This is a genomic window from Nocardia sp. NPDC056952 (genome assembly GCF_042674185.1).
Taxonomy (GTDB): domain Bacteria; phylum Actinomycetota; class Actinomycetes; order Mycobacteriales; family Mycobacteriaceae; genus Nocardia.
The window spans coordinates 1,415,206-1,435,531 of the sequence record NZ_JBHURA010000001.1 but is presented as its reverse complement, the minus strand read 5'-3'; the positions used below and the strand labels follow the sequence as shown (position 1 = coordinate 1,435,531).

Annotated in this window: 14 protein-coding genes and 3 pseudogenes; 8 read left to right on the top strand and 9 right to left on the bottom strand. The window is 64.5% G+C overall.

Annotated features, from left to right (window positions below):
* Positions 1-16: 16 nt before the first annotated feature.
* Together ACFTS5_RS06550 and ACFTS5_RS06545 are read left to right on the top strand one after the other, a co-directional pair.
* Positions 17-313, top strand: a complete 297-nt coding sequence (locus ACFTS5_RS06550) for a putative quinol monooxygenase (protein ID WP_378628017.1) — start codon at positions 17-19, stop codon at positions 311-313.
* Positions 314-418: 105 nt separating this feature from the next.
* The gene (locus ACFTS5_RS06545) at positions 419-598 is read left to right on the top strand and encodes a hypothetical protein (protein WP_378628015.1); all 180 of its coding nucleotides are present in this window, start codon (positions 419-421) and stop codon (positions 596-598) included.
* Here the strand turns inward: ACFTS5_RS06545 and ACFTS5_RS06540 are convergent.
* Positions 542-817 (bottom strand): annotated as a pseudogene (locus ACFTS5_RS06540) (tetratricopeptide repeat protein); the annotation flags it as partial. The gene ACFTS5_RS06545 and the pseudogene ACFTS5_RS06540 sit on opposite strands and share 57 nt — an antisense overlap.
* A gap of 455 nt (positions 818-1,272) precedes the next feature.
* On the opposite strand from ACFTS5_RS06540, the gene ACFTS5_RS06535 reads away from it, so the two are divergent.
* Both ACFTS5_RS06535 and ACFTS5_RS06530 read left to right on the top strand, forming a co-directional pair.
* On the top strand, positions 1,273-1,689 hold the full coding sequence (locus tag ACFTS5_RS06535) for a hypothetical protein (RefSeq protein WP_378628013.1): 417 nt from the start codon (positions 1,273-1,275) through the stop codon (positions 1,687-1,689).
* 47 nt (positions 1,690-1,736) lie between these two features.
* Positions 1,737-2,105 (top strand): annotated as a pseudogene (locus tag ACFTS5_RS06530) (Lsr2 family protein).
* A gap of 630 nt (positions 2,106-2,735) precedes the next feature.
* Here ACFTS5_RS06530 and ACFTS5_RS06525 read toward each other — a convergent pair.
* The 4 genes from ACFTS5_RS06525 to ACFTS5_RS06510 all read right to left on the bottom strand — a co-directional run bounded on the left by ACFTS5_RS06525 (position 2,736) and on the right by ACFTS5_RS06510 (position 5,463).
* Entirely contained in the window at positions 2,736-2,981 is a 246-nt protein-coding gene (locus ACFTS5_RS06525) for a CsbD family protein (RefSeq protein ID WP_063005764.1), read from the bottom strand.
* Between the two features lie 394 nt (positions 2,982-3,375).
* Positions 3,376-4,032, bottom strand: a complete 657-nt coding sequence (locus ACFTS5_RS06520; RefSeq protein WP_378628009.1) for a nitroreductase family protein — start codon at positions 4,030-4,032, stop codon at positions 3,376-3,378.
* A gap of 491 nt (positions 4,033-4,523) precedes the next feature.
* On the bottom strand, positions 4,524-5,114 hold the full coding sequence (locus ACFTS5_RS06515; protein WP_378628007.1) for a DUF1877 family protein: 591 nt from the start codon (positions 5,112-5,114) through the stop codon (positions 4,524-4,526).
* A gap of 115 nt (positions 5,115-5,229) precedes the next feature.
* Positions 5,230-5,463, bottom strand: coding sequence for a hypothetical protein (locus ACFTS5_RS06510; RefSeq protein WP_378628005.1), 234 nt, complete (start codon positions 5,461-5,463; stop codon positions 5,230-5,232).
* A gap of 232 nt (positions 5,464-5,695) precedes the next feature.
* Here ACFTS5_RS06510 and ACFTS5_RS06505 point away from each other — a divergent pair.
* A pseudogene (locus ACFTS5_RS06505) lies at positions 5,696-5,899 on the top strand (transposase); the annotation flags it as partial.
* 105 nt (positions 5,900-6,004) lie between these two features.
* On the opposite strand, the gene ACFTS5_RS06500 reads toward ACFTS5_RS06505, so the two are convergent.
* A complete protein-coding gene (locus tag ACFTS5_RS06500; RefSeq protein WP_378628002.1) occupies positions 6,005-8,161 on the bottom strand; it encodes an elongation factor G-like protein EF-G2 in 2,157 nt (718 codons plus the stop codon).
* Between the two features lie 1,884 nt (positions 8,162-10,045).
* Between ACFTS5_RS06500 and ACFTS5_RS06495 the strand changes: the two genes are divergently transcribed.
* Positions 10,046-10,393, top strand: a complete 348-nt coding sequence (locus tag ACFTS5_RS06495; protein WP_378628000.1) for a hypothetical protein — start codon at positions 10,046-10,048, stop codon at positions 10,391-10,393.
* A 260-nt stretch (positions 10,394-10,653) separates the two neighbouring features.
* A complete protein-coding gene (locus ACFTS5_RS06490; RefSeq protein WP_378627997.1) occupies positions 10,654-14,004 on the top strand; it encodes a DUF4185 domain-containing protein in 3,351 nt (1,116 codons plus the stop codon).
* Between the two features lie 52 nt (positions 14,005-14,056).
* On the opposite strand, the gene ACFTS5_RS06485 is transcribed toward ACFTS5_RS06490, so the two are convergent.
* From ACFTS5_RS06485 to ACFTS5_RS06475, 3 genes are all read right to left on the bottom strand, one after another.
* Positions 14,057-15,196 carry a peptidoglycan-binding protein gene (locus tag ACFTS5_RS06485; RefSeq protein WP_378627996.1) on the bottom strand — a complete coding sequence of 380 codons (1,140 nt, stop codon included), beginning with the start codon at positions 15,194-15,196 and terminating at the stop codon, positions 14,057-14,059.
* A 742-nt stretch (positions 15,197-15,938) separates the two neighbouring features.
* Complete coding sequence (gene proS, locus ACFTS5_RS06480; RefSeq protein ID WP_378628363.1) at positions 15,939-17,378, bottom strand: proline--tRNA ligase; 1,440 nt, start codon at positions 17,376-17,378, stop codon at positions 15,939-15,941.
* A gap of 359 nt (positions 17,379-17,737) precedes the next feature.
* Complete coding sequence (locus tag ACFTS5_RS06475) at positions 17,738-18,352, bottom strand: TetR/AcrR family transcriptional regulator (RefSeq protein WP_378627994.1); 615 nt, start codon at positions 18,350-18,352, stop codon at positions 17,738-17,740.
* Positions 18,353-18,521: 169 nt separating this feature from the next.
* Here ACFTS5_RS06475 and ACFTS5_RS06470 point away from each other — a divergent pair, with 169 nt between their 5' ends.
* Positions 18,522-20,303 carry an acyl-CoA dehydrogenase gene (locus ACFTS5_RS06470; protein ID WP_378627991.1) on the top strand — a complete coding sequence of 594 codons (1,782 nt, stop codon included), beginning with the start codon at positions 18,522-18,524 and terminating at the stop codon, positions 20,301-20,303.
* Positions 20,304-20,326 lie beyond the last annotated feature (23 nt).

Below are 20,326 nucleotides of genomic sequence, written 5' to 3'. Positions count from 1 at the left end.
GAACAGGAGATCCGACATGGCCACCAAGGCGCTGCTGGTCCGACTCGAAGCCAAACCCGGCAAGGAAAACGCAGTCGAGGAATTCCTCCGATCGGCGTTGCCACTCGTCGAGCAAGAGCCTGGCACGAAGCCCTGGTTCGCGGTACGGTTCGGCCCCTCGACGTTCGGCATCATCGACGCATTCCCAGATCAGGCTGCCCGTGAAACCCATCTCGATGGGCCGGTCGGCAAGGCCCTCGGTGAACGCGCCGACGAGCTCTTCGCTACCCCGCCCGAAATCAGCGAGCTCGACGTGCTCGCCAATAAGCTCTGAAACTCGGCGATCTCGTTGACTCGCAACACTTCTACCCTCTTCGACAGACTCCACACACTCTGAACGCCACCCCAGATCACACTGGTCGAACACGGCGTCACCCATATGAAATTCTTTCCCGCCGAATCAGCCGGTGGCACAAGAGCTTTGCAAGCGCTCGCCGGTCCACTTCCAGACATCATATTCTGCCCACCCGGAGGTATCACCCCGGCAAAAGCCGAAACCTATCTAGCTTTGCCGAACGTCTGCTGCGTCTGGACAAGCCGCCGGATTGTCCTGGAATAGGTCAAGGTATAGCGCGACGGCTTCTTTGACCGTGGGAAGCGCATCGTTCAGGCGCCCGGCCTGATACAAACAGCTGCCGAGATTGTTCAATGACATCGCCAGGTCTGGAAGGCAGGCCGTGTTGTTGTCCTCGGCCAACCCGCAATAGATCGCGACGGCTTCCTCGGCGGCGGTCAACGCATCGTCGAGGCGCCCGACTGCCGCCAGCTGGTCAGCCCTGACCCGGACAGAAGTGTTGGCCTCTCAGACTGACAGGATTTGAGCCTGCGACAACCCGGCGCGGGTTGGCCCGGTGCTCCCTGGTCGGGAAGGCCACCACGGAAGATCTGGCGGGGCGGCCGGCGAGGGGCTCGAGCCGAACGGGCTCTTCGCGGTACTCGTGCTGCGGCGGTTCGCCGCCCCCGCCCTGCCGGTACCACCCCGAATCGCTTACCCGCGGTGGGGCTTTCGGGGACCGGCCTTCCGGTCGCCAGCGGTGACATCTCGACGATCGCGCCCCGGCAGCTGCGTCGCCCGCTCGGATCGGGGTATTCCACGGAGTGAAGGGCGGTGACGCCGGGTCGCTGTGCACCGTGGCATCACGATCGTCGGTCCGCTCATCGGCTCGACTCGCACGCGACCGGCGGGCGGGCGGCACCACACGTATACCGGTGTAACCGGATTCGGAGACTGTCATGATTGTTTTCCTCGGCCTGGTCCTGCTCATCGCCGCGGTGGTGATCGGCACGGCGGGCGTGCTGAGCAACAGCGGACCCGCCCACACGCTCAGCGACGACTTCAGCCTGCTCGGCTACCACATCACCGCAACGTCGGGCACGTTGTTCCTGTGGGCAGTCGTGCTCGGGGCCCTCGGCATGCTCGGCCTGGTCCTGCTCACCGCCGGCGCGCACCGTTCGTCGCAGCGCCTGCGTCAGACCAAGGCCGATCTTCGGCTCGCCCGTCGCACCGGCACGAGCAAGCGGGCCTTCCGTCCTTCGGCCGAACCGAAGGAGAAGGGGACCGCGCTCGCGAAGACACCGCGTAGTGCGAGCGCACGCCGCACCTGGCGACATCCCTTCGGTGACCGCTCCGCCGACGCCGTGACGCACTGACCCGACCGCACGGAATCGTCATCGGCACCCACCGACACATTGCCTAGTTGCCAACCGCGAGACCGGTAGCGTCCACGCGATCGACATCCGCTCCCGGTGACTTCCACGGCACCTCCGAGGCCGACGAGACCGTCACCTTCGGAATCGACGGAGTCACCTACGAAATCGGCCTGTCCGATACCAACGCCACCAAGTTGCGCGACACGTTCGACCAGTGACTCCCTTACGCCCGCCGAATCGGCCGCGCCAAGACATCCACTGACCGACTCACCGCGAAAACTCCTGCGAGCGCACCGATTCGACGCAACGATCTCACTGACATTCGCGCATGGGCCAGCAAGAACGGTCACACAGTGTCGCCCCGCGGACGGATCTCGACCGAAGTTATCGCCGCCTGCGAGGCTGCGTCTGCGTAGAGCAGAAGGTTGGTCGGCACGAAGCTGTGTGATGTTCACCGTGATATCGACGTCCCACCTGCGGAGACCCCCGTCAGCGACACCAGTCCCGACCATCCGCCAACGGCGAGCAGCCCTGCGGTGGTTCCCTGCAGTTCGGGTGACGCGACCGGGCCGGGTACTACCGGCGCGTCGACGGAGGTTCTTCACGCTGCGGACCACTTCGACCCACCCACTGTCGATGTCGCCTACTAACTCTTTTGCGGCCACCCGGATCAGCCCCGGTTGACGCGACCTCCCGATTTCGCAATGCCGCCGCAGACACCACATCCACACCCGCAATGGCCTCGTGCGCACGCACGACCGCGAGCTGCGTCTGTGCAGCGGCCAACAACCTCTGATCACTCGCGGCGCCTACGTGCTGTAAATCCTCGAGTAGCACAGCGCACGGGCGGCCGAATTGAGTTGGCGCTCTGGCGATTCCATACTCGATGGACAAACCTGGCTCGAAACCAGATCCTTCGGTTTCCGGTAGGCATCGGCCACCGCTTGACTAGCGGTATCTGAACTCTCGGCAGGACACGCATACAAGAGGTGGGAGGGGCTCGGACGAATTCGTCCGAGCCCCTCCCACCGTGTCAGCAGCCCAAATCAGCGGTCGCGCTGATGCGCTGCTTGGCGCGCCTCGTCGATGTCGGCTTCAGCGCGTGCTTTCTCCGCCGCGGCTTCCTTGCTGGCAGCCTCGCGCTGGGACTCGGCCTTGTCCTGCTGGGCCCGACCCTCTTCTTTGAGGTTGTCGTCGCCGGTAAGCGCACCGGCGGCTTCTTTGGCCTTGCCTTTGACGTCTTCGACGACGCCTTCGACGCCTTCGCGAACTCCATTACCGTGCTCGGGCATAGTTTGACCTCTCGTCGCAAGGATGAACTGTCGTTTCCGGCATACCCCGACTCCTCCGAACCAACCAGGGTCGTCGAAGTCAACAGCGTCGAGGTCAACGCCGCCGAAGTAGCTGACTGCGGCCCGGTACGGTGACGATTTCTCTCCGATCCTCAGCGTCGGCTTCGGTCACCGGACTCTGCGATCAACCTGAAGGCATGCTCTCGGCGGAGATCGATTCGAAGGGTTCGGCAACACCATCGAGCACACAGCCGAACAGTGTCAGATCAGCCGACCGAGACGGCAAGAGTGAACGTGTTGCGCAGTCCAGAAAGACAGACCTATCTACCCGCCGCTGCCAAGTAGAGCTTCTCGCCGCCGACGTCGATGAAGCTTCGGGCGAATCGGCTCAGCACTACCATTTGTTGACGTGCAGTACTGTTTCGAGCGGGGCGCGTTTGGCGAGCTTGAAGTCGGTGCCCTTCGTGTAGGCAACAGGCAAGAGCACGCCCTGCCGAATACTCGGCGGAACTCCCAGCGCCTCGGCGACCTCTCGTTCGTACTCCAGATGCAGTGAGGTCCACGCAGACCCGAGGCCACGCTCACGCAGTGCGAGCGCGAAGCTCCAGGCGGCGGGGAGCAGCGAACCCCACAGACCGGCCTGGTTCCCCTCCGGCATCTGCCCACCCGGAACGTGGATCGCACCGATCACCAGCACCGGTACCTGCTCCATCACCTCCGCCAGATAGGTCGCACTCGAAGCCACCTTCTCCGCGGTATCGGCGTCCTTCGGCGGCTTCGCCTGCCGCACGGCCGCACCCGCCGCAGCGTAGGCGGTGTAGGACTTGCGGTAATACTCCGCCACGATCTTCTTGGGCTCGGGATCGGTCAGCACGATCCAATGCCAGGCTTGCAGGTTACTGCCCGACGGCGCCTGGAGCGCTACCTCCAATGCGTCGGTGACCACCTCCAGCGGCACCGGCCGATCCAGGTCGAGACGTTTGCGCACCGACCGGGTCGTGGTCAGTACCTCGTCGGCGGACAGGTCGAGATGCGGGAACTCGACAGTCATACGTTCTCCCATCTTGCGCTCGGTCTCAGGATCGCCCCGTCATGTAGTCGACGGTGCGCCCATCAACGTATGCGAAGATCCCTTCACGGGCATCGCCATCCCCCAGCACACCACGAATCCGACTGCCGATCCGGTCGCGGGCTCGGCGATCCGGCTGTTATCAGAAATTCGGCCCGAGGGGCAGAGAATGAGCGTGCCCCGCGATCCCCGCTCCCACCCTGCCAGCCCTGGCACGAAGAAATCGCTGATCACCGATGCGATCAGCTCCGCAGGCCAGATCTTGCCCAAGCCTCGATCCGGCGCACCGCGCCTCCGGCCCGTCAAACCACGCTCAACTCGGCAATTGCGGACGTTCCACCGATGCAGGCTTTCGAGATCATGTCGTGCTATTGATCTTTCGTCACGATCTCAGGCCGCGCGGGTCTAGGCAGCAGGAGGCATCCGGTCGTGAGTCGATCGCGGCACACTCATCGCTTGACCGAGCTGCTGGTTCAGTCGAGTGTTACCAGTACGCATTCGTCCAGGTCGGCGGCAAGTCGGTACAACTCGGCATACCGGGCCAGCTGATCGAGAAGGTAGTCGCGATCCCATGGTCCTTTATAGACACCGGATGCTTCCATCGCTTCAGCGTCGAACAGATGTGAAGCAGTCTCCAGATTGTTCTCCACATAGTCAGCTATGGTTCGCGCAGTAGTCGGGCGCACAAACCGAAGCGGATTTCCTTGCCCCGCAGTCGCACCCGAAGCGAGGGGCTCCGCCCCGAATACTGCGATCTCAGCCAACCCGACTGGATTGCGTTCTTCCTGCTTCCGACGGTTGGGCGCAAGCAACCAGTACGCCGCGTCCCACGCCCGCGTGGAGAAAGTCCGGTTAAGAATGTCGGGCCGCTGCCTCACGATCTGACGAGCGACCGGGGCCAGCTCCGCCCAGATCGGGTCATTCCAGTACTGCGAATCGGCACCATCGCTGGTAGCCAAGCTGCTGAAGAACTGGATCGCGTTCTCGGCGGCCCCACGATCACGCATCGCACGTTCGAGCAGCGGTTCGTAAGGAACTGCCTGGTACCGAGCATCGAGGGCCATCCCCAGACCATAGGACTCAGCTCGAGCAGGCCCTACCCGGCATTACATAATCGGCATGAGCGTGCGTTCAGTGGAGCGGGCCCGCGGATTGTCCGACGGGCCCGCCTGGTCGATGTCAGACGCAGTGTGCGGGCGGGGCCGGGCTCCAGCTGCCGATGCAGCCCGCAGCGATGTACGCGAGTAGATCGATTACAGCCGAGCCGGTCTGTAGGACGACCGGCTCGGGTGCGGCGGTGTGGCTGATGGTGGGCTGCGTCGGCGTTTCGGGCACGGCGATGGCGAGTCCGGTGGAGGCGGCGCCGAACGCGGCGACCGCGATGGCAAGGGCAGCAATGCGGTTCACGAGCATGCGAGCGAGCCTAGTGTGAAACACGGGTATTTAGACATGGATCGAAACCCCCTGATTTCGGGGGGTTGTGACGGATGAATGCATGATCCGGGGGGGTGGTGTCACCGGGCACTGGTGGCGTCGACGGACCGCTAATGGGGACAGGGGCCGCAATCGAGGTCTGTTCGTCACGTGGGTGCGGGGCGTTGACGCTTCGATCGGGCGACCGTTTCCACCAGCGTTTTCGAACCTGATGAGGAAACATCAAGTGACACGGGTATACGCCGTGTTCTGCGGCATCGACGTCGGCAAGGGCGAGCACCACTCAGTCGGCCTCGATCCGAACGGCAAACGGCTCTTCGACAAGGCGCTGCCCAACGACGAAGCCCGATTGCGGGCGGTGTTCGACTGGCTCGCCACGCGGGGCCGGTTGTTGATCGTGGTCGATCAACCCAACCGACCCATGCGCTCAGGGCTCCAGCGAAATCGCCCGAACTCGAGAGCATCCAGCAATCGGCGGCGCCCGTCGAGGAAACCCGCTCTGCACGATCGCCCCGGCGATTCAGGCCGACGCCTCGGCGATTTCCTTGCGTGCCCTTTCGGCGACCCCGGTCGGCATCGGCTCGTGCCGCAAATACCCGCGGGCGAACGACCCCGCCCCGTGGGTGAGCGATCGCAGGTCGATGACATACCGGCTCAGTTCGAGTTCGGGTACCTCGGCCCGGATATGGGTGAAGCCGGTATCGGCCTGTTCGGTGCCGAGAATGCGTCCGCGCCGGGTGGACAGGTCGCCGAGGACGGCGCCCAGCTGGTCGTCGGGGACCGTGACCCGCACCGCGGCAACCGGTTCGAGCAGCAGGGTCCCGGACGCGTCCGCCGCGTCACGAAGGGCGAGCGCACCCGAGGTCTGGAAGGCGGCGTCGGAGGAGTCCACCGAGTGCGCTTTCCCGTCCACGAGTGTCACTCGCACATCCACCAGCGGATATCCGGGAGTGACCCCGCGCGCGGCCTGCGCCCGTGCCCCTTTCTCCACCGACCCGATGAACTGCCGCGGCACTACCCCACCGACCACCCGGTCGACGAACTCGAATCCGGCCCCCGCAGGCAGCGGTTCCACCTGGATGCGGCACACCGCATACTGCCCGTGCCCGCCGGACTGCTTGACCAACTTGCCGTGCCCCTCGGCTTCCGCGGCGAGCGTCTCCCGTAACGCCACCCGATACGGTTCCACTTCCACTCGCACCCCGAACCGCCCGCGGAACCGTTCCAGAGCGACGTCCCGGTGGGATTCCCCCAGACACCACAGCACCAGCTGATGGGTGTGGTCGTTGTTTTCCAGCCGCAGGGTCGGATCCTCGGCAACGAGCCGGGTCAGCCCCTGCGAGAGCTTGTCCTCATCGGCCCTGCCCTGCGCCCGAACAGCCACAGGCAGTAACGGTTCCGGCAGCTGCCACGGCTCGATCAGCAGGGGTTTCCCAGTGGCGGAGAGGGTGTCGCCGGTTTCGGCGTGGCCGAGTTTGCTCACGAACGCGATATCGCCGGCGACTGCCTCGGTCAGTGTCTGCTGTTGCTTCCCCAACGGCGCGGTGACCCCGCCGACCCGGTCGTCGGCTTCGTGCTCGGGTCCGCAGACGCGGACGGTGTCCTCGCTGTGCAGCGTGCCGGAAAACACCCGCACCAGCGATACCCGTCCCACGTACGGGTCAGACGAGGTCCGGATGACCTCCGCGGCGAGTTCGGCCGCCGGATCGCAGTCCAATGCGATGGGCGCGGTGCCGTCGCCGCGCGGCGCGGCCGACAGCGGGTGTTCGATCGGTGTCGGGAACCCTGCCGTGATCAGTTCCAGCAGTTCGAGCGCGCCCAAGCCCTGCTCCGCTTCCTCAGCTGCCGGTGCCGCGAACAGCACCGGATGGAAGCTTCCGCGCGCCACAGCTCGTTCCAGGTCGTCAACCAGGGTGTCGACTTCGACGGGTTCGCCGTCGAGGTAGCGGTCCATCAGCGTTTCGTCTTCGCTCTCGGCGATGATCGCCTCGATCAACCGATCGCGGGCCGGGTCGATCACCGCGAGCTGTTCCGCGGAAGGTTCGGTGCGCACCCGTTTCCCGCTGCGATAGTCGGCGACACGTCGCTCGAGCAGTTCCAGCAGTCCGATCGCGGGCCGGTGCCCATCGGGGGTCTTCTGCCCGTAGACCGGCAGGTGCAGGGGAAGGACTGTGTCGCTCGCTCCCCCGGTCAGCAGTGCCTGACAGGCCTGCACCAGTTCCGCGTACTCCGCCCGCGCCGTGTCCAGATGTGTCATCACGATCGCCCGCGGCATCCCCACCCGCGCGCATTCGGCCCACAGTTCCCGCGTAGGCCCCGCCACACCCTCCACTCCGTCGGCCGCCGACACCAGGAACAGGGCCGCGTCCGCCGCCCGCAACCCGGCCCGCAGTTCGCCGACAAAATCCGGGCATCCCGGAGTGTCGATCAGATTGACCTTCACCTCGCCCCACTTCACGGGGACCACCGACACCTGCACAGATCTGTGCTGTCGCCGTTCGACCTCGTCGTAGTCCGACAGTGATGTTCCGTCCTCCACACGGCCTGCGCGGTTCACCGTCCCGGTCGCCAACGCCAGCGCCTCCACCAGCGTCGTCTTGCCCGCACCACTGCTGCCGACCAACGCCACGTTCCGGATGCTCTCCGGTCGCTGCGCACCGTTCGTCCGGTCCACCATGTCGCACGCTCCCTCGGGTCGGGATCCGGCTCCTTCGAGCTTCCCACCGCGGGTAGGGACACGTCCACGATTTTCGGGATCGATGCTGCACCGCTCGATTCAAGCGTGTGCTGACGCAGCCCACGTAGCGGCGCTGGTAGTGGACGACACCGCGACAGCCCGCCGTGCCGACGTTGATGTCTGCGGTGTCGTGCCGGATCACGAGCACACGGACCTGGCCGGGCACGTCGACGCCGTGGCGCCTCATTGTCGCCGCTGAAACCCGCCTACACCGCAATCGAAACCGGGCAGGACACCGCCTTCTACACCGGCAAGGTCGCAGTGGCCTCGTTCTTCACCACCTCCGTACTCCCCCACCTCACCGCCGACTTGGCAGTCTCGGGCACGGACCTGACCAGCACGGATCTCGATGAGGCCGGATCTGACCCTGGTCTCACCCTGAACAATCACCACGTCAACACGTTGGCACCGCCGACCCAGTTTCGATCTCCTCGCACGCCACCCACGGGTCGAGGCGGCAAGTCCCACTGCCGCTCGCTGAGCCGCCCGATCTCTACGACGTCGAACCCCGCCCCGAGAAACGCTGCGGTGTGCGAGCCCAGCCGCCCTCTACCGCTGCTGTCACCATGCCTGATTCGAACACTGCGAACGCCGCGGCGACGATCGCTCGCCTGGGTGACCAAGTACCGATCCGCGGCTGGTGTCGCATGCGTCGCGATTCGAGGTCTGCACACGGCCGGAAAGCGACCCGCGGCCCGCCCACGCGGTCTCGACTGGAACTGGGCCACAGTGATGGAGGTAGCCGATGGACTACGAATCGACAGCATCTTGGCCCTAGCTGAGCACTTACTACCACTGACACGATGGCAACCGGCGCAATGTCGACGTTGGACCCTGGCATGGGCACGGAACGAGGCGGTCAAGGCGCTGTGTGAGTGGCCGCGTCCTGACTGGCCGAGCTGCCGCATCCGTAGAACCGGACGACTGGACCCGAAAGCACATCGGGGCGAGGCTGCAGCCGGACCGACCTCCTTGCGTTTGGGCCGGCTGGCCACGAAGAGCTCAACTCGTCGCGAGTGAGGCCTGATTCGAAGACCTGATCGGTCGCGCACCGACTCCAATCACGTCTGGCGTGCGAAGCACCCAGCCGGCCGATCGGGTGGCGAACCGAGTATGCGGAGAAGCTGTGCCCGACTGCGGGCACAGCGCCGGCAGTCCAGCTAGGTCTCCCGCTTCCCGCACGTCGAGATCTGCGGCGGTCACCCACCATGAACGAGTCAGGATTCAACAGGAATCGCCTCGTCGGTTTCGGCACGCCGTCGGGGCCTACCTCGGCATCGAACTCGACGACCACATCGCGAGCTGTGTCCGTGTCGGGAAGGACATGCCAATTTGTCATCAGCAGCTTACGGGTGACCAGAATCCCCGTCCCTATCGGCACTTCCTGGCCCATACGACGAAGCGAAATACGGGCGACGCATTGCGCGGCCCGAGCAGCGCGCGACACCCACGCAGCGGAGGTGTTGTCCGAGGCTGCGATTACTCGCTCGAGTGATGGCAACGTCGAGGTGGCACTCGACGCGGCAAGTTGGATGACCACACTGGCAGGGACAGCGCCACTGGCCAGGAGCCGGTCTGCCCGGGCTTCGATGTCATCCGGATCGCCTATGATGCCCGTCTCACTGTCGGATCGCGACCGTTCGATCTCGTCACGGAACGGCCCACTCTCTTCGAACCGGCGCGCCGCGTCGTCCGCATTGTCCCAGCGAGCAGCCTCGGAACCGCTAGATGCCATGACCTCGCCTCCTCCTGGTACTGCAATTATCTGCTCCGCAGTAGATCGGGCGACAACTCTTGGTGCGTATCCGCGATACAAAGGGTGCGTTGACGAGAGCTGATCCAAATTATTATCCCATCAATATCTTGAGGCCGCGTCCAATCCACCGACCTCAAATAGACGTTATTGAAAGTAGGGGTGACAGCATTAACCGCGCCGCCGGAACACGGGCATATCGGATCGCCCGCCTCGCGGCCGGGGACAGCCTGGCGCTGCCTCAGGAGTTGGTCGGTTTTCTCGACCAACTCCGGGCCCTCGGGGTCGACGAGCGGATCGTCCAGGTCGAACGCGACGGCTGGATCCCGCTGGTCGCGCGTTCGCCGGAGCGCGTCCCGGGTTGGATCACACGCAAGCGGAAACAGATCGCAGACCCGCAGCGCATCGACTTCTCCTGATCGGCCCGTACTCGACCGGTCGTGGGATACAGAACAAAGCCCATGTGATCGCCCAGCGAAAGGCGGTCGATGACTGCGTCACCGCCGGAATCGGGAATGGTCACGACGTGATTGTCACCCCGCTTGGTCGCCTGGCGCCATGACACCACCGTCGAAGAAGTCGAGTAGTGGATTACGCGCGTGATCATCGCCGCTGGTTACGACAATCAGAGTCTCGAACAGTGGCCAGCCCGTTGTACCGACGAAGCGAGGAGGCTTCCATGACCACCAGGCCAGTGCACAGCACATTCCGGATTTCGTCGGGTTTTCGAACGCCGGACCGACCAGACCATGACGGTATCGATATCGCCGCACCGGCAGGCACACCGATCTTCGCACCGGTGGACGGTGTGGTCGTCGAGGGTGCGGAACGCCCACCGGGGTCGGTGTCGGGGTTCGGGAACTGGGTGTGGCTGGATGCACAGGACAGCCGCGGTGTTGATCTGATCTTCGGACACATGCGTCATGCGAGCATCCTGGTGAAGCAAGGCGACCGGGTCCGGGAGGGCGAACAGATCGCGAGTGTGGGGTCGGAGGGCCAATCGACCGGTCCGCATCTGCATTTCGAGGTGTGGGGCCCGCCCGGGCGCATCGGCGGTGAACCGAGGAATCCGCAGCGTTTCCTCGAGGGTGCAGTCGACCCCGGCACGCAACCCGACCCCGGTATCGACGGGTCGAGCCCGGAGGCCTTCCCACTGCCGCGAGGGTTCTTCTACGGACCGCTGGAGGGCCCCGCCTCGTCGATCTCCGGGCGTCACGGCAGCGAACGGCCCGAGTGGATTGCGGGCTTGAAGCGCTGGCAGCAGGCGCGGGGCCTGCCACAGACCGGTGTTTACGACCAGACAACCGCCGACGCGGCGCGTACGGTTCAGTTCGCGAATGGGTTCACCCCTGATGGACTGATCGGCCCGGCGACCTGGCGGGCGGGATTCACCAGCACCTCGCCCGGGGAGCGTCCATCGAGGATGCAGCTGGTCGATCACGCCGCGGCGCGCCCCGGGGCGCAGGCAGTGAAGGCCGACGGATACCACGGGGCTGTTCGCTACCTGGTGGACTCACCTGAACGCGGCCTGATCAACAAGAAACTCACTCCCGAGGAAGCCGCAGGGTATCTCGATCTGAAGATGCCCCTTGTCAGCAATTGGCAAAAGGGAAAGAACGCCACTGCCGATTGGCGCCGCGGGTTCGACGGCGGTGTAGCCGACGCAGAGGCCGCCGACGCGTGGCACCGGCACTGCGGCGGCCCGGCCGAGGCTCCGATCTTCTTCTCCATCGACGACGATCTGTCGCTGTCCGAGTGGAACAGCATGGCCACCCACTATCTGCGCGGTGCGGCGTCGGTGCTGGGCAAGGAGCGCGTCGGCGCGTATTGCAAATACCTGGCGTGCGATTGGGCAGTCGAGGACGACGTCGTCGGCACGTGCCGCGACGGCAGCGGAAAACGGTTCCTGTGGCAACCCAACACCTGGCTGGGCGGTAGGCCGCTTGGCACGATCTCCGATCACGCCTGCCTGTTCCAGCGGCTCATTCACCCGCGCGACAACGTCAAGGTCGCTGGGATCAACGTCGACGTCAACGACACCCTCACCGCCGACTTCGGGCAATGGCAATACGCCGCCCAGCCCGTTACCCCAGAACCGATCGTCGTTCCCGGCCCGATTTCGGTGCGCGAACCCGACGGCTACGACATCGCCTGGCACGCCGGACCGGGCTCCCGCTCCGGGCATGGCCCATACAAGCGGATCTACCTGCACACCACAGAGAATCAGGACTGGATCAGCCGCGCCGAAAACGTCGCCGACGGTCAAGCGGCCAGGCAGGACGGGTCGTATCACTACATCGTCGACGACAACCACATCATCCAGACAGTCTCCACGAAGAACGCCTCCTGGAGCGTTCCGGTGCGCGGCGTCAACGACGAGAACCAGGATTCGGTGCATATCGCCCTCGTCGGGACCTCCGGGGCGATTCCACGGTGGACCACCAGTCCAAGCCCCAATGTCGAATCGAACCCGAAGCAGCGCTCCGTGTGGCTCGAGCACGACAAGATGCTCGACATGGTGGCCTTCACCATCGCCAAAATATCCGAGGAACACCACATCCCGATCGAGCGGGTCGACATCGCCGGTGTCGGAAACGACATGCACGGCGTCTCCAGCCACAACAACTACACCTACGGTTCCGTGAAACTGAGGGGCTTCAAGGACGGCACCCACTGGGACGTCCCCGACACCTTTCCCTACGATGTCGTCCTCGCCGCGGCAAAGCAATACGCGGGCATCCCCGACGACCCGGACCGTTTCCCACTTCCGAACGGGCACTACTGGGGTCCCTTGTCCGGGCCGCAGGAGTCGTGGTCGAACAGGTTCGGCAACGAGCCGCAAGCGTCGAAGGACGGCTTGCGTCGCTGGCAGGCCGCCCTCGGAATCGCACAGACCAGCGTGTACGACGACGCCACCCGCGACGCCGCGACCGCGATGCAGAAGGCAAAGGGCTGGCCGGTCACCGGCCATGTCTACGCCGGTGAGTGGTACGGCGTCATCAAGGACGGCTGGCGGTTGCCTGCCCCCGCTGCCGTCCCCACCGGCACACGCAAGATCACCAACGCGACCGGCCCCGGCCACACCGACCAGTTCGGTATGGCCGCAACCGATCTCGGGGTGATGACCCGTACACCCTCGGGCCGGATTCTCGCCGTCTTCGGCGATACCTTCCGCGACCCGATGGTCGGCAGTGACGACTGGCGCTCGCCGGTCGCGTTGTACTCCGACACAACGAATTTGGACAACGGAATCGTGTGGCACGAAGCCGCGGGACCGGTCCCGAACTATGCCCAGCAACTGTGGCCCTACGACCACGCGGGAGGGACGACGGCGCTGCCCTCCGACGTCATCACCATCGGCCAGGACATCTACCTGCACGTGATGATCAACCAGGGCCTCGGCAACGTGGTGCGCACCGAGATCTGGACGTCGAGCGACAACGGAAAGTCCTGGCGGCACACCGGTGCCCAGTTCGACGCCGGCCTGCACAACGGGTTCGCGCAGCTGTGGACCTGGGAACGCGACGACGACGGGTGGGTGTACGTCTTCTCCACCGGATTCCAACGCGACAAGGGGGTCATCCTGCGCCGCGTCCGCCAGGACCGGATCACCGACCCCGGCGCATACATCGGCTGGGGTTGGCGCGACGGCAGCTGGAACTGGGGAAACCCACCGACACCGGTACTCGAAAGCCAGCCCTCCGCGGAAAAGTTCGGCGAGATGTGCCTGCGCAAAATTCAGAACAAATGGGCTCTGGTCAACTTCGACGCCTCCACCACCGGTGGCTACGATATCGACCTGCGTCTGCTCGACACTCCCACCGACAACCTCTACCTGGTGCCGAAGACGACACCCATTCGCGGGTCGGCATGGGGAGAAGAGGGCAATGACAGGGTCGCGCAACTCTACGGCCCGTGCATCATCCCCGGATCCACCCTCGACGCCGGCCTACACCTGTTGGTGTCGCAGTGGAAGACCACCGAAGGATGGCCTTACCGCGCAATGCACTTCAAGATTCCCGTGCGATAGCTGGCGGGATCGGCGAGTATTTCCGCCAGGTTATGAGCAGGTCCGACTTCAGCTAGTCGGGCGACGTGATGTCGCGGAGGACTTGCTTGGCGCGCTCGATTCCGGTGTGGCCGTCGAAGTCCGGCCAATCGTGATAGTGAACATGCGGATTACGGATCAGGAACTCGGAGACGACCTGCATGGTTCGGACGGCCTTGACGAAGTCTACGCCACCGAGTCCCGTCGGCACGGTCATTCGGCCGACATTGCCGAGCGGGCCACCGAGACCACCACCGAGGATGTTCGATTGCAGGAACTGCAACACCGCAACCGCAAACGGCACCGTCAGCTCCGCGTGGACGAGTAGGTCGTAGAACTGCTCGAGCAGCGTGTCGTTAGTCGTCGTCGCATACATGTCACCGTCGAGCACGAAATCGAAGGTGCGGTCGCGGAATTCCTGGGGCGTGTAGTCGCCGGAGATTCCGGCCCCCGGCGGGTTGTTACCCAGCAGCGTGCGTCCCGGCGGACGGCACGGCGACCCGAAGGTGATCACGCGCCGCAGATCGTCCGCTCGGTGCGCGAGCGGCCCGCCGTCCGTCATGAGCATCATCAGCCGCACCACGACTTCCGCGCCTTGGCTGTATCCCGCGAGGATGAAAGGGCCGGGATTCAGCAGGATCAGCCTGATCCCCTCCCCGACGCCGAGCGCGACCGACTCCCGGTAGCTGGTGTGCGGGTCCGGATTGAGAAATCCACTGGCGGGGTACGCGACCGGTTGATTGCGGACCCGGCGCTCGCCTTCGAGCGCCGAGCCGACGTCGAACGGTGGTCCCTGACTCCAATGGCCCCACGTGCCGGCGAAACTGTAGTACAACGGCAGGGTCCCGGCTGGTGGAAGCCGGTCGAAGTTCAGTCCGAGCCTGCGCAATGTCGTTGTGTCGGCCGTGCCGGGTTCGGCCACATCGAGTCCCGCCCGGCGCTGAAACTCCGCAACGACCGTGGCCGTGGCTGGGCCGTATTCCCCGTCTACGACCAATCTGGAGTAGAGGGGGTAGTCACGGTTCAGCGTCGCCTGGAGCACCCCGACGAGGTCTCCACGATCTCCGGGCCTGAGTGCCACGGTCATCGGACCAGCCCGCCGACTCTCAATGGCAACACCCCGCCGTTGTTGCGCTCGAGACCTGTCACCCTGATCTCCTTCATCATGGCGCACGCCCCACACAGCCGGATCAGATCGTGCAGATCTCCGGAGAACTTGTCGACGCAGCACATTTCCTGTGTGCGCAGCGGTCCGGTCACGACCTTTCGCCATCGCTTGATCGCCACGATCGGAGACCTTTCCAACCTGATGTCGCAAGGAGGCCGACTCGGGAACCTGATCGGCTCACGCGCAGAACTCACGAAATCGAACGAAGGAATGTGACCGGCACGCCCTCTGTAAGGGCAGTCCGCACCTAAGGGGAGGGACCAGAAAAGTTGGGCGGAGATCGAGAGCTAGCCTCTCGGCCATCATCCACCCAAGTTCGACTGATGGATAGAGGTCGAGACCGATTTGTTGCTATGAACTAACTTGCCTGCGGCACAGTGTGATCAACGTTGCCGCTGACATGTGAACTCGCGACACTCACGCCTAGGACCAGTGGATCTTCTCCGATCAGCCCAGCGGACGCTCCGATCATCGGGTCGGAGGCACCGGATGGGACTTCGACACAGGCCTAGGGTGCCGAGCAGGCGGCAGCATCCAAGGCGCGGGAGCCTGCGTGGTAGCGGTCGTCCATCAGGGCTTGGTTGAGGGCGATGGCGATGCCGCGGCCTGTCGTGGGGACTACGCCGTCGCAGGTCACTGTGCCCGAGAGATGATTCGTGCCAGGCCGAGGCCGTATGCCCATGTATATCGAACCGCTCTCGTCACACGCGCTGGCCGCGTAAGTCGGGGGGTGGCCGCCCTAGTGGGTTCAGTAGGCCCGGGAGAAGATCACCCGTTTGCCGTAGGACGCCGGTGCGTCACAACGAACGCACTGGCCGCTTTCGGCGTCTCCGGCCAGCGGCACACACCGCGGCGTCGCCGCCGTGAGGGCCTTGATGTCAATCTCACACTGTGGTTTACCGCAGTGCAGGGCCAACGCCCAACCCGTCGCGACGGCCGCCTCGAACGCCGCCCAATCGTCGACAGCGATGGTGTTTTCCTCGCGGAACGCGGTCGCGCGAGCGAGTAGATACGCCTGGAAATCGTCGAGGATCCCAGGCATGAGGTCGGGCAGGGTCACCAAGTCGACCGACTGCTTTCCCTCCTCCCCCAAGCGCCGAACCATCACCGCTGTCCCGGCAGCGAGATCGCGCGGGCCGAGCTCGACGCGCACAGGGACACCGCGCATCTCCCACTCGTTGAACTTCCAGCCCGGCGTCTGGTCCCGATCATCGACGTACACGCGGACCCCAGCGGACCGAAGCTTGCCTGCCAGTTCATCGGCGGCCGCGACGACAGCGGCCGCGGTATCACCGCGCATGATCGGCACGATGACGACCTGGTGCGGCGCCAGGCGCGGCGGCAGCACCAGGCCGCGGTCATCGCCGTGGGTCATCACGACGCCGCCGAGCATCCGGGTGCTCATTCCCCAGGATGTCGTGTGGCAGAATGTGTCTCGCCCATCGGAGGCGGCGTACCGGATTCCGAATGCTTGCGCGAAGTTGGTGCCCATGTAGTGCGAGGTCCCGGCCTGCAACGCCTTGCCGTCCCGCATCATCGACTCGATCGTGATCGTCTCGACAGCGCCCGCGAAGCGTTCACCGGGGGTCTTCTCACCCGGCACGACCGGCATCGCCGCCAGCTCCCGGGCAACGGTCTCGTAGATCCCGAGCGCCAACTCCATCTCGACACGAGCCTGCGCCTCGTCAGCGTGCGCGGTATGGCCTTCCTGCCACAGGAATTCCGTCGTGCGCAGAAACATTCGCGGGCGCATCTCCCATCGAACAACATTGGCCCACTGATTGAGCAACAACGGCAGATCGCGATGGGAGCTGATCCACTTCGCCATCATCTCGCCGATGATCGTCTCGCTAGTAGGTCGCACGACAAGTGGTTCTTCGAGCTCCTTGCCGCCCGCGTGCGTGACCACCGCGAGTTCAGGCGAGAATCCCTCGACGTGGTCGGCTTCACGTTCGAGGTAGGACTGGGGAATCAAGAGCGGAAAGTAGGCGTTCTCGTGACCGGTCTGTTTGATACGCCGATCGAGCTCGGCCTGTAGCAGTTCCCAGATCCTGTACCCGTACGGTCGAATGACCATGGTGCCTTTGGCCGGTCCGCGGTCGACAAGGGCAGCCTTCAAGACAACGTCGTTGTACCAGATGGAGAAATCTTCGCTCTGGGCGGTAACTCCGCGCTCATCCCGTGCCATACCGACAAGGCTAACGCCCCCCACCAGCGAATTTACTGGTCCCGGTTCACCAGCGGACCTGCGGATTTCGCGCCAAGCGAGTACGGCCGCGCGAGGGATAGAAGGGGTCGCGACGATCGAGCGTCTGCTCGACGCCGGAGCCGACATCGACGCGGTGACCGAGAAAGGGATGCCAGCGACCTACTGGGCAGCTACGGCCACCAGCGGCGACCCAGTAGGGGCGATTCGCCTGCTACGCGCGCGAGGTGCTGACCCGCGGCGCGAGACGATCCAAACCTACTTCAACGAGTGCCCTGGCATCCGGCATCTCCCGGACCGCTACCGGGATGGACCCGCTCGGGCAAACGCCTGGAGCGGAGTCAAGACCTCCGCGCTCCGACCATGCGGAGAGCGAGTTCGACATATCCCGCAGCGATGACATCCGCGTCGGAGTAGGTCTTGGAAGGAAACCATCGGCTGACATCGACTCCGAGTGAGGTGATTGCCAGCGTTGCAACCCCAACATCGACGGGATCGAACTCACCTGCCGCAGCGCCGGTTTCGATGATCTCGGAGAATACGCGAGACGTCGACCGGCGGATTTCAGCGATGACGGTGAAGTGCTCGGGCGACAGCGAGCGTAGTTCGTATTGTGCAACGCGCGCGCCGGTGTGGTTGTCGGCGTGCCACATGACGTAAGCGTTCACCGTCGATATCAGCCGCTCAGTTGCCGAAGCCCCGGCGTGTGCGGCGGCGGTGACCACGTCCAGAACAGAACTGTGCCCTTCCAGACTGATGGCGTAGAGAAGCGCTTCTTTGGTCTTGTAGTGCGGGTACACCGCTCCGGGACTCAAGCCGATACTGGCGGCGATCTCGCGCGTACCGGCCGCACCGTATCCCTTGGCAGCGAAGACCTCGATGGCCGCGGCGCGTATCCGCGCGGACGCCTTGGAGGTACCTAGTTCATCGCGCACCGCTGATCGTGATACGTCCACAGGACTCCGCCTCTCGGTCCATGGGGTTGACATGTCGCCCTCCTCCACGCAGGATATGCGATCGTATAGAAACTATGCAATCGCATAGCCATTCGTTTGCTTCATCGCACAGCACCGCGACCAAGTGACCTCACCCTGTCCCGTCCGGCACACACCCTGAGGAAATGTCATGTCCACACCCATGTCCCGCCGCGATCTGGAGTTCCTGCTCTACGAGTGGCTCGAGGTCGACTCACTGACTACTCGCGAACGCTTCGCCGACCACTCACGTGAGACGTTCGACGCGGTACTGGATTTGAGCGCGAACATCGCCCAGAAGTGCTTCGCGCCGGTCAACAAAAAGGGCGACAGGAACGCGCCGTACATCGGTGCAGCGGGCCAGGTGGTACTGCCGAGCGAGATCAGCGACGGCCTCGACCAGTTCCGCAGCGCAGGGCTCATTGCCGGGTCGTTCGACGAAGCTTTGGGTGGCATGCAGTTGCCGACTGTCGTCAACCGCGCGTCGATGACCTGGTTCCAAGCCGCCAACGCGGCGATGTCCTCCTACTATTTCCTCACTGCCGCCAATGCAAGTCTGTTGGCGGAGTACGGCACCGCCGAGCAAATCGATACCTGGGTCCGGCCGATGCTCGACGGTCGTTTCACCGGCACGATGTGCCTGTCCGAGCCCCAGGCCGGGTCGTCACTGGCCGACATCACCACCAAAGCCGTCGCGGTGCCGGACGGCACCTACCGGATCACCGGCACCAAGATGTGGATCTCCGGGGGTGACCACGAGCTGACCGACAACATCGTTCACCTGGTGCTGGCCAAAGTTCCCGGTGGCGGAACAGGGGTGAAGGGCATTTCGCTGTTCATCGTGCCCAAGTATCTCGCCGACGGAACGCGCAACGACGTCGCACTGGTCGGCCTCAACCACAAGATGGGCAACCGCGCCACCACGAACGCACTGCTCAACTTCGGAGACGGAACCTTCGACCCCACTCCGGAATCCGGCGCGGTCGGCTACCTCGTCGGCACCGAGCACCGCGGGTTGTCCTACATGTTCCACATGATGAACGAAGCCCGCATCGGTGTGGGCCTACTGGCCACCGCGCTGGGGTACGCCGGCTACCTCGCCTCCCTGGAGTACGCGCGCACTCGCGTCCAGGGCCGAGCGATCGATGACGCTGCCTCGGCCGCGGACAGCAAGCCCGTCGCCATCATCGAACACGCCGACGTCAAACGGATGCTCTTGGCCCAGAAGTCCTACGTCGAAGGCGCGCTGGCTCTCGGGCTCTACTGCAGCAAACTCGTCGACGAAGCCGCTACAACGACCGGGCCCGAGCGCGATCGAGCGAACCTTCTCCTCGATGTCCTCACTCCCATCGCGAAGAGCTGGCCGTCACAGTGGTGTCTGGAAGCGAACAGTCTCGCGATCCAGGTCCACGGCGGTTATGGCTACACCACAGAGTTCGATGTCGAGCAGTACTACCGCGACAACCGGCTGAATCCCATTCACGAAGGGACGCACGGTATCCAGGGCTTGGATCTGCTGGGCCGCAAGGTCACGATGCACGACGGTGCGGGCCTGGCCCTGCTCGCCGACACCATCAGCGACACCATCGACCGCGCCTCCACCGCGCCGGCGCTGTCCACCTATGCCGATGATCTGGGCAAGGCGCTGAATCAATTGGTCGCGGTCACCGCACGGATCTGGTCTGTCGACGACCGTGCCGCCTCGCTGGCCAACGCGAGCATCTACCTCGAAGCCGCCGGGCACATCGTGATCGCCTGGATATGGCTCGACCAGCTGCTCGCTGTCGGCGACCTGGACGGGGCCTTCTACGACGGCAAACGCGTCGCGACGCAGTACTTCTTCCGGTATGAACTGCCCAAGGTCGCCGCGCAGCTGACACTGCTGGCGCAGCTCGACCGAACCACCCTCGATACCGACCCGACCTGGCTGTGAGCCTCGTTCACCGCACCACCTCG

Coding starts and splice junctions, on each gene's coding strand:
- ACFTS5_RS06545 (WP_378628015.1), top strand. CDS start 419: ATGAAATTCTTTCCCGCCGAATCAGCCGGTGGCACAAGAGCTTTGCAA.
- ACFTS5_RS06550 (WP_378628017.1), top strand. CDS start 17: ATGGCCACCAAGGCGCTGCTGGTCCGACTCGAAGCCAAACCCGGCAAG.
- ACFTS5_RS06500 (WP_378628002.1), bottom strand. CDS start 8,161: ATGGTGGACCGGACGAACGGTGCGCAGCGACCGGAGAGCATCCGGAAC.
- ACFTS5_RS06490 (WP_378627997.1), top strand. CDS start 10,654: ATGACCACCAGGCCAGTGCACAGCACATTCCGGATTTCGTCGGGTTTT.
- ACFTS5_RS06470 (WP_378627991.1), top strand. CDS start 18,522: ATGTCCACACCCATGTCCCGCCGCGATCTGGAGTTCCTGCTCTACGAG.
- proS (WP_378628363.1), bottom strand. CDS start 17,378: ATGGCACGGGATGAGCGCGGAGTTACCGCCCAGAGCGAAGATTTCTCC.
- ACFTS5_RS06510 (WP_378628005.1), bottom strand. CDS start 5,463: ATGCTCGTGAACCGCATTGCTGCCCTTGCCATCGCGGTCGCCGCGTTC.
- ACFTS5_RS06515 (WP_378628007.1), bottom strand. CDS start 5,114: ATGGCCCTCGATGCTCGGTACCAGGCAGTTCCTTACGAACCGCTGCTC.
- ACFTS5_RS06535 (WP_378628013.1), top strand. CDS start 1,273: ATGATTGTTTTCCTCGGCCTGGTCCTGCTCATCGCCGCGGTGGTGATC.
- ACFTS5_RS06525 (WP_063005764.1), bottom strand. CDS start 2,981: ATGCCCGAGCACGGTAATGGAGTTCGCGAAGGCGTCGAAGGCGTCGTC.
- ACFTS5_RS06520 (WP_378628009.1), bottom strand. CDS start 4,032: ATGACTGTCGAGTTCCCGCATCTCGACCTGTCCGCCGACGAGGTACTG.